Origin of the sequence: Novosphingobium album (ex Hu et al. 2023) (assembly GCF_022832385.1) — a bacterium.
Classification (GTDB): Bacteria; Pseudomonadota; Alphaproteobacteria; order Sphingomonadales; family Sphingomonadaceae; genus Novosphingobium; species Novosphingobium album.
This window is the reverse complement of sequence record NZ_JALHLE010000048.1, coordinates 1-6,791: the sequence shown is the minus strand read 5'-3', so window position 1 is coordinate 6,791 and position 6,791 is coordinate 1. Positions and strand designations below refer to the sequence as shown.

Sequence of the window (6,791 nt, the reverse complement as noted above, 5' to 3'; positions counted from 1 at the left end):
GTGGCAAAATCTAAAACAGATTTTGGGCCACTCAGAAGGGGGCAGATCACGGTCATGTGGAACTGTTGCGCGCGCGCATTGAATTGAAGATGATGATCTGGACGCGGCCGCACCGGTTAGGACTGTCGGAGCGTCGAACTCGATGGACTCAATGGGGGCCGGCCGACGAACGGCATCGGGGCCGGCGCCCATTATGCGCCAAGCCAGCAGGCCGGAAAGTTGGCCAGACCCCGCCAGTTCAAACATCAACATGATTTAGCGCGTTCCGGCACGAAGGACATGACCATGAACACGCCGGTGACGAGTGTCGGCCTTGCCATCTGCAAGAAAATCACCTCGCTGTTGAATGATTGAGCAACCTGTTGTCTGGAAATTTGCGATTGGGATGATCATGCATCCTGGCATTCCCACTTGATGTAGGCCTTTGTGTCGGAGGCCCATTGTTCGTCGATCTCGACGAGGATGGCGCTGACGAGCCGCAGGAGAGCGTCTTCGCTGGGAAAGACCCTGACCTTTGCCGTGCGCCGCTTCAACTCTTGCTGGACGGCGCGTTCCATCGGATTTGATGTACGCAATCGTCGGCGGTGATGTTCGGGTAGGGTGAAGACGGCGAGGCCCTCGGGGACGTTCTCCTCGAGCCATGCTGCCAGCTTGGGCGCGGTGTCGCGATAGTTGGCGACCAGTTCGGCTAGGGCAGTTTCGGCCTTCGGCAGGGTCTCGGCGTTCCAGACAGCCCGCAGCTCGCTGCCGATACGCTTGCGGATCATCGCGTTCGGGGCGTGGTGGATGGCGTTCTGGGCGAGGTGGAATTGGCTGCGCTGCCACGTGGCGCCGCCAAGCACGGCACGGCGAGCGGCGCGCAGCCCTGCATGATCATCGGAGACGATGAATTCGACGCCGCGCAGGCCGCGGACGACCAGGCTTTCGAGAAAGCACCGCCAGTGAACCTCGGCTTCCGACAGCGCCACCGAGACGCCCAGCACGCGGCGCCGCTCATCCGGGCCGACGCCGATGGCCGAGAGCACGGCGGCGTCGCGCACCACCCCGCCATGGCGCATTATCTCATAACGCGCATCGAGGATGAGGTATCGGATCTCGCCAAGTGGCCGGTTGCGCCATGCCTCGAGTTCCTCGTCGAGCAATTTGGTGGCCCAGCACAGGCGCACGACCTCCGGCTCAATCAAATTTCCAGAACTCAGGTTACAGTTCCTTCATCGAGCAGTAGACTGCCGGGGGCTGGCTTGCTCTTCACCACCCATTAACGACCTGGATTCACAAACGGAATCCTTCCCCCTTTTTTGCAACAAAGTCGTTTAATGCGTGCCACTTGTATCGATGGGGCCCTTGGGCTTGGGTACCAGCCAGATGATGGTTGCCGCGACACCCAGGCAGATCGCGATCACGCCGAACATGTCGAGCGTTGCCAGCATGACGCTCTGCCCTTCCACGGTGTAGGTCAGGAGGTGCGTCGAGACGTTGTGATCGACGCCAAGGCCGTCCGCCATATCAAGCACATGTCTTCCGTTGGTCATTGCGCCGGCAATTTCGGTTTGATTGAGGCGCGTCGCGTTCGACCAGCCGCTTTGGATGAGCGAGGTGGCGAACGCACCCGCCAGGGTTCGCATGAAGTTGGACAGGCCGGCCGCATTCGCCTGCTCTTCGTGATCCACGCTGGCCATCGCCAGGCCGGTCACGGGTACGAAGAACATGACCATGAACACGCCGGTGACGAGTGTCGGCCATGCCATCTGCAGGAAAGTGACCTCGCTGTTGAATTCCCACATGCGCCAGACCATCATCGCGCCGAGGCCCAGGATGCCGAGGCAGACGATAAGCCGGGCATCGATCGTTTCGACCGCCTTGCCGACCAGCGGCGCCGAGAGGACGGCAAGAATGCCCATGATCCCTGTGGCGTAGCCCGCCCAGGTGGCGGTGTAGCCCATGTTCTGCTGCATCCAGAGCGGCAGGATAACGATACTGGCGAAGAAGGCTCCGTACCCGACTGCATAGGTCAGGGCCGCTCCCACGAAGCCCCGGTGGCGGAAGATCTTGAGATCGACGATCGGGTTCTTTTCCGTCAGTTCCCAGATCAGGAAGCTCGCAAAGCCGATTGCGGCGACGATGCCCAGCGTGCGAATTTCTGCGGAAGCGAACCAGTCGTGGTTGCGCCCTTCGTCGAGCATGATCTGCAGCGCGCCAACCCAGATGATGAGCAGTGCCAGGCCCACCTTGTCGATGAACGCTTCCGATTTCGGGTCGGGCTGCCCGCGCATCAGCGTCATGAGCGCGAAGCCGGCGCAGGCCGCGACCGGCACCTTGATGAGGAAGATCCACTGCCAGCCGTAATTGTCGCAGATGATGCCGCCCAGGATAGGCCCTGCGACAGGACCGACCAGCGTGGTCATCGCCCAGATCACAGTTGCCAGCGTGGCCTTTTCCTTGGGAAAGATACGCAGCAGCAGCATCTGCGACAGCGGCATGATCGGTCCGCCGACAAGGCCGAGCAGCACGCGCATACCGAGCAGGGTCCCGAGCGAGCCTGCCATGCCGCATAGCAGCTGCACGGCCGCGAACCCCAGATAACAGGCGATGAACGTCTGCTGCGCGCCGAACTTCTTCGCAAGCCAGCCGGTCAGGGGCACGGTGATCGCCTCCGCGACAGCGTAGGAGGTGATGACCCAGGTTCCCTGTGTCGCGGATACACCAAGGCTGCCGGCGATCGTCGGCACCGAGACGTTGGCAATCGTGGTATCGAGCACAACAAGGAAATTGCCGAGTCCGATCAGGATTGCTGCTGCATAAAGTGCCACTCCGGTGAGGGGCGGCGCTGTTCCCTTCGGCGGGCGGGCCGCAGCTTGTGCAGTCATGGCCGCTTGTCCTTACCGCGAGACGTTGACGTCAACGTTCATGGACAGGCCCACCCGGAGCGGGTGGGCGGCGAGTTCCTTGGGATCTAGCTTGATCCGCACAGGCAGGCGCTGCACCACCTTGATCCAGTTGCCGGTGGCGTTCTGTGCCGACACGATCGAGAACGCAGCGCCCGTGCCGCCCGAAAAGCCGGCGACATGACCGTGGTAGACGATCTTGTCGCCGTAGAGGTCAGATGTCAGCTCGGCGGGCTGACCCGGGCGCACATTCGCAAGTTCGACTTCCTTGAAATTGGCATCGACGTAAGCGGACTGGACGGGAACGACGACCATCAGCATGGCGCCGGGCTGGACCCGCTGGCCCACCTGGACCTGACGTTTCGATACGACCCCGTCGATCGGCGCGCGGATGATCGTGCGCTTCAGATCGACGCGTGCCTGGTCGAGGGCTGTGCGAGCGGCCAGGACCTCGGGGTTGTCGTCTAGCGTGGTGCCGGCGATGAGGGCGCGATTGGCATCGCGGTTGCCGATAGCGGCGTCGCGGGCGGCGGCGGCCTCGGTCTGCGCGGCCTGCGCGGCGCGAAATCCCGCCTCGGCATTGTCGTAGGCATTGCGCACCGCCGTCAGTTCATCGCCCGAAACCGCGCCTGTTTGCACCAGGGACTTGCGGCGATCGAGATCGATTCGCGCTTTTTCGAGAGTGGCCTTGGCCGCAGCGGCTTCGGCGTTGACGCGTGCTTCGGCCGCCGCGCGGGCCCCCACTTGCGCCAGCAGGCCGTGGTCGGTGGCCTCAAGGCCCCGGACCTGCCGCTTTGCCCGTGCCAGATCGGCTTCGGCCCGCGCCACCGCGATTTTCGCGTCGGTATCGTCGAGGCGGACCAGTATGTCGCCGCGGCGCACGTGCTGCGTGTCCTCGATGAGCACGGCGCTTACCGGTGCCGCGATCTGCGATGTCACCTGCGCCACATCCGCACCGACATAGGCATTGTCCGTGGTGACGTGCCTGGACCCGACCAGAACGTCGTAGGCATAAGCGCCGAGGCCGATCAGGGCGACACCGGCGGCAAGCGCACCGAACAGTTGTATGCGCTTGCGTTTGACGCTCTTGTCTTCCTCGGGGCTTGTTTCTTCAACCGTGGTGTAGACGTCGTGCTCGACGACATGGGTGATCTTGGTCATGGGAATGTCCTTTATGCGCGGAAACCGCCGCCGAGCGCGCGGATCAGCTGCACATCGAGAGTGAAGGCACGGGTTTGGAGCTCGGTGACCTTGAGGCGGGAGGCGACGACGCTTTCCTGCGCAGCGAGCACATCAAGGTAAGTGGAAAGGCCTTGCCTGTAGCGCTGCTGCGCAAGGCTGAGCGCTTCCTCGTAGTCGTTCAGCGCCGCCTGCGAGCGCGCCAGCCGGCGTCCGAGCATCTTCTGGCTGGTCACGGCGTCGGCGGCTTCGCGCAATGCCTGGACGACCTGGCGGTTGTAGAGGGCAACAGCCTCGTCATACTGGCCGCGGCTGCCGCGGTATTGTCCCTGCAGCGCACCTCCGTGGAACAGAGGAAGCGTTATCGCCGGACCGACACTTCCGAACTGGGACTGGTTCTTGAACAGGTTATCGAGACCGAACGATTGTAGACCGGCCAGTGCACTGAGGCTGAGGTCCGGATAGAAGGAGGCTCGGGCTACCTTGATCCGCTGTGCCGCCGCTTCCACGCGGGTGCGGGCGGCGGCGATGTCGGGACGCCTGCCGATCAGATCGATTGATGCATCGCCTGGCACGCCCTGCGGGGTCAGAAAGGAAATGTCCGGTCGTGTAATCGTCAGTGCCCGGTCAGGGCCCGCGCCAGCCAATGCCGCGAGTGCGTTCTTGGCCAGTGCAATGGCTTCATCGGTCGCTGCCAGATCGGCCTGCGTCTGCGGGATGCGTGCTTCGGCAAGCTTCAGCACGCTGGTGTTGTCGAGACCGGCGTCAAAGCGCTGCCTGACCAGCTCCAGCGATTGCTCGCGGACATCCAGTACCGATTCCAGGCTGTCGTGCTGGGCATAGAGAGCGGCAAGCTCGGCGTAAGTCGATGCGATACCGGTCGTGAGGATCAGATGCGCTTCGTTGAATTCATATTCAGCGGCCTTGGCATCCAGCCGTGCGGCCCGCATCGCGGCCCGGTTTTTGCCCCACAGATCAAGATCGAAGTTCAGCCCGACGCTCAGGGAACCGCTGTCATTCCAGCCGTTGGGGACCACCTCTGCGGGCATCGCGCTGTGCTGGCTGAGCCGCGCTTCATTCGCCGAGGCGGAGGCATCAATGGCCGGTTTCAAGGCCGCGCCCGCTGCCTGGGCGTAGCCTTGCGCCGTGCGCATACGCGCTGCGGCGGCGGCAAGATCGGGGGATTCCGCCAGGGCCTCGTCCATGATCGCGGCAAGCTGCGGATCGCCATAGGCGCGCCACCAGCCGTTGGCGGGCCACTGTGCTGGCGTCGCGGACAACGAGGCCGTGGATTGGAAATCACGCGCGGTGCCCGGTTCGGGCTTTGCGCCGAGGTCGGGTATCGCGGCGCAAGCGCTCGTCAGGAGGAAAGCCACAAGCAAAGCAGCGCGGCCGCAACGCGCGGCGCCGTTCGTAACACTATTCTTGGCCATGCCGTCTTGCCCTGCGTTTTTGTCTCGGAAACGGGGTGTCGGCGGTCGCTGGGAGTGGGGAGCGGGGGGCAGCGCTCGCCGACGCCGGGCAGAATGACTTTGTCGCCGTGCTTCATCAACGGCGATTGAGTTCAATCAAGATGTCCTGTAGGTTTATAATCTATGGACACTCTGGTTAGCCTAAGGGTCTTTTGCAGCGTAACCGAACTCAAGAGCTTCACCGCTGCAGCCGACCGTCACGACATCTCGCCGACCATGGCCAGCAAGCATGTGCGGGCACTGGAGAGCCGTCTGGGGACGCGGCTTCTCAACCGGACCAGCCGGCATGTGAGCCTGACGGAAACCGGCTCGCTCTATTATAATCAGGCGCGGCAAACGCTCGATGCCCTGGATGAAGCGGAGGCTGCGGTCGGCAATACCACTGTCGTTCCCCGCGGAACCTTGCGCCTTGCCGCGCCACTTTGGTTCGACAACCGCCGCTTCTCGTCCATGCTCGCCGAATTCGGGACGCTATATCCCGATGTGCGCTTCGACATCGAACTCACGGGCAGAAACGTCAATCTGGTCGAGGAGGGCTTCGATCTTCTGCTGCGCGCGACGGTCCCCGGATCGCTGGATCAGGGCGTTATCGCGCGTGCCTTGATCGAGATGCCCTTCCACCTCGTCGCGTCGCCCGCCTATCTTGATCGGACGGGGAGGCCGGAACGGCTGTCCGATCTCAATGGCCGCAGTCTCCTGCTGTGCAAGTCCCTGCATGTTGGAGCGACTGTCCCGTTCGAGCTGCCGGCAGGGCGCGAAGTCGTCAAGTTCGAGGCCGGATTTGAAAGCGCGAATGAATCGCTCGTCCGGCTGGTCGCGCAGGAAGGCATGGGGATAGCCATATTGCCGGAACTCATGATTGAGGACGATGTCACCTCAGGCCGCCTGGAGAAGGTGATGCCTGATACCGCGCAGATTGCGACCACGATCTATGCCGTCTACCCGAGCCGGAAGTTCCTTTCGGCTAAGGTCCGCAGCTTTATCGATTTTTTCCATGCCAAGGTGCAGCAGCTGAACCGGGAGCGAGAGACGCGCCTAAATGCGCCTTGAATAAGGTCGTTGTTAAGCCGGAGGAAGGTTTGGAGCGTAAGCCGATCGTGCCCCGCGGAGTAGTGTAGCTTATCACAGGGCCACCTCACCGTAAGCCGGTGCCGTTTTGCAGACTTGCGCGGCCATTGCCGCAAGACTGCTTCCCTTGGGACTGATCGGCCCCCCGCTGAGTGGTCCGTGTGATTTGTTAGTGTAAAACTGCCTC

At 62.7% G+C, this 6,791-nt stretch carries 5 protein-coding genes; 1 reads left to right on the top strand and 4 read right to left on the bottom strand.

Going from position 1 to position 6,791, the window contains the following annotated elements; genetic code table 11:
* Window positions 1-389: 389 nt before the first annotated feature.
* The 4 genes from MTR64_RS20435 to MTR64_RS20420 all read right to left on the bottom strand — a co-directional run bounded on the left by MTR64_RS20435 (window position 390) and on the right by MTR64_RS20420 (window position 5,497).
* On the bottom strand, window positions 390-1,184 hold the full coding sequence (locus MTR64_RS20435) for an IS256 family transposase (protein ID WP_243996394.1): 795 nt from the start codon (window positions 1,182-1,184) through the stop codon (window positions 390-392).
* Window positions 1,185-1,313: 129 nt separating this feature from the next.
* The gene (locus MTR64_RS20430; protein WP_243996393.1) at window positions 1,314-2,867 is read right to left on the bottom strand and encodes a DHA2 family efflux MFS transporter permease subunit; all 1,554 of its coding nucleotides are present in this window, start codon (window positions 2,865-2,867) and stop codon (window positions 1,314-1,316) included.
* Window positions 2,868-2,879: 12 nt separating this feature from the next.
* Window positions 2,880-4,046 (bottom strand): HlyD family efflux transporter periplasmic adaptor subunit, encoded by a 1,167-nt coding sequence (locus MTR64_RS20425; RefSeq protein ID WP_243996392.1) that lies wholly within the window; start codon window positions 4,044-4,046, stop codon window positions 2,880-2,882.
* 11 nt (window positions 4,047-4,057) lie between these two features.
* Complete coding sequence (locus MTR64_RS20420) at window positions 4,058-5,497, bottom strand: efflux transporter outer membrane subunit (RefSeq protein ID WP_243996391.1); 1,440 nt, start codon at window positions 5,495-5,497, stop codon at window positions 4,058-4,060.
* 162 nt (window positions 5,498-5,659) lie between these two features.
* Here MTR64_RS20420 and MTR64_RS20415 point away from each other — a divergent pair, with 162 nt between their 5' ends.
* Window positions 5,660-6,586 (top strand): LysR family transcriptional regulator, encoded by a 927-nt coding sequence (locus MTR64_RS20415; protein WP_243996390.1) that lies wholly within the window; start codon window positions 5,660-5,662, stop codon window positions 6,584-6,586.
* Window positions 6,587-6,791 lie beyond the last annotated feature (205 nt).

Bases quoted from the DNA above. Each gene is read 5' to 3' on its own strand.
- MTR64_RS20415 (WP_243996390.1), top strand. From the start codon at position 5,660: ATGGACACTCTGGTTAGCCTAAGGGTCTTTTGCAGCGTAACCGAACTC.
- MTR64_RS20420 (WP_243996391.1), bottom strand. From the start codon at position 5,497: ATGGCCAAGAATAGTGTTACGAACGGCGCCGCGCGTTGCGGCCGCGCT.
- MTR64_RS20425 (WP_243996392.1), bottom strand. From the start codon at position 4,046: ATGACCAAGATCACCCATGTCGTCGAGCACGACGTCTACACCACGGTT.
- MTR64_RS20430 (WP_243996393.1), bottom strand. From the start codon at position 2,867: ATGACTGCACAAGCTGCGGCCCGCCCGCCGAAGGGAACAGCGCCGCCC.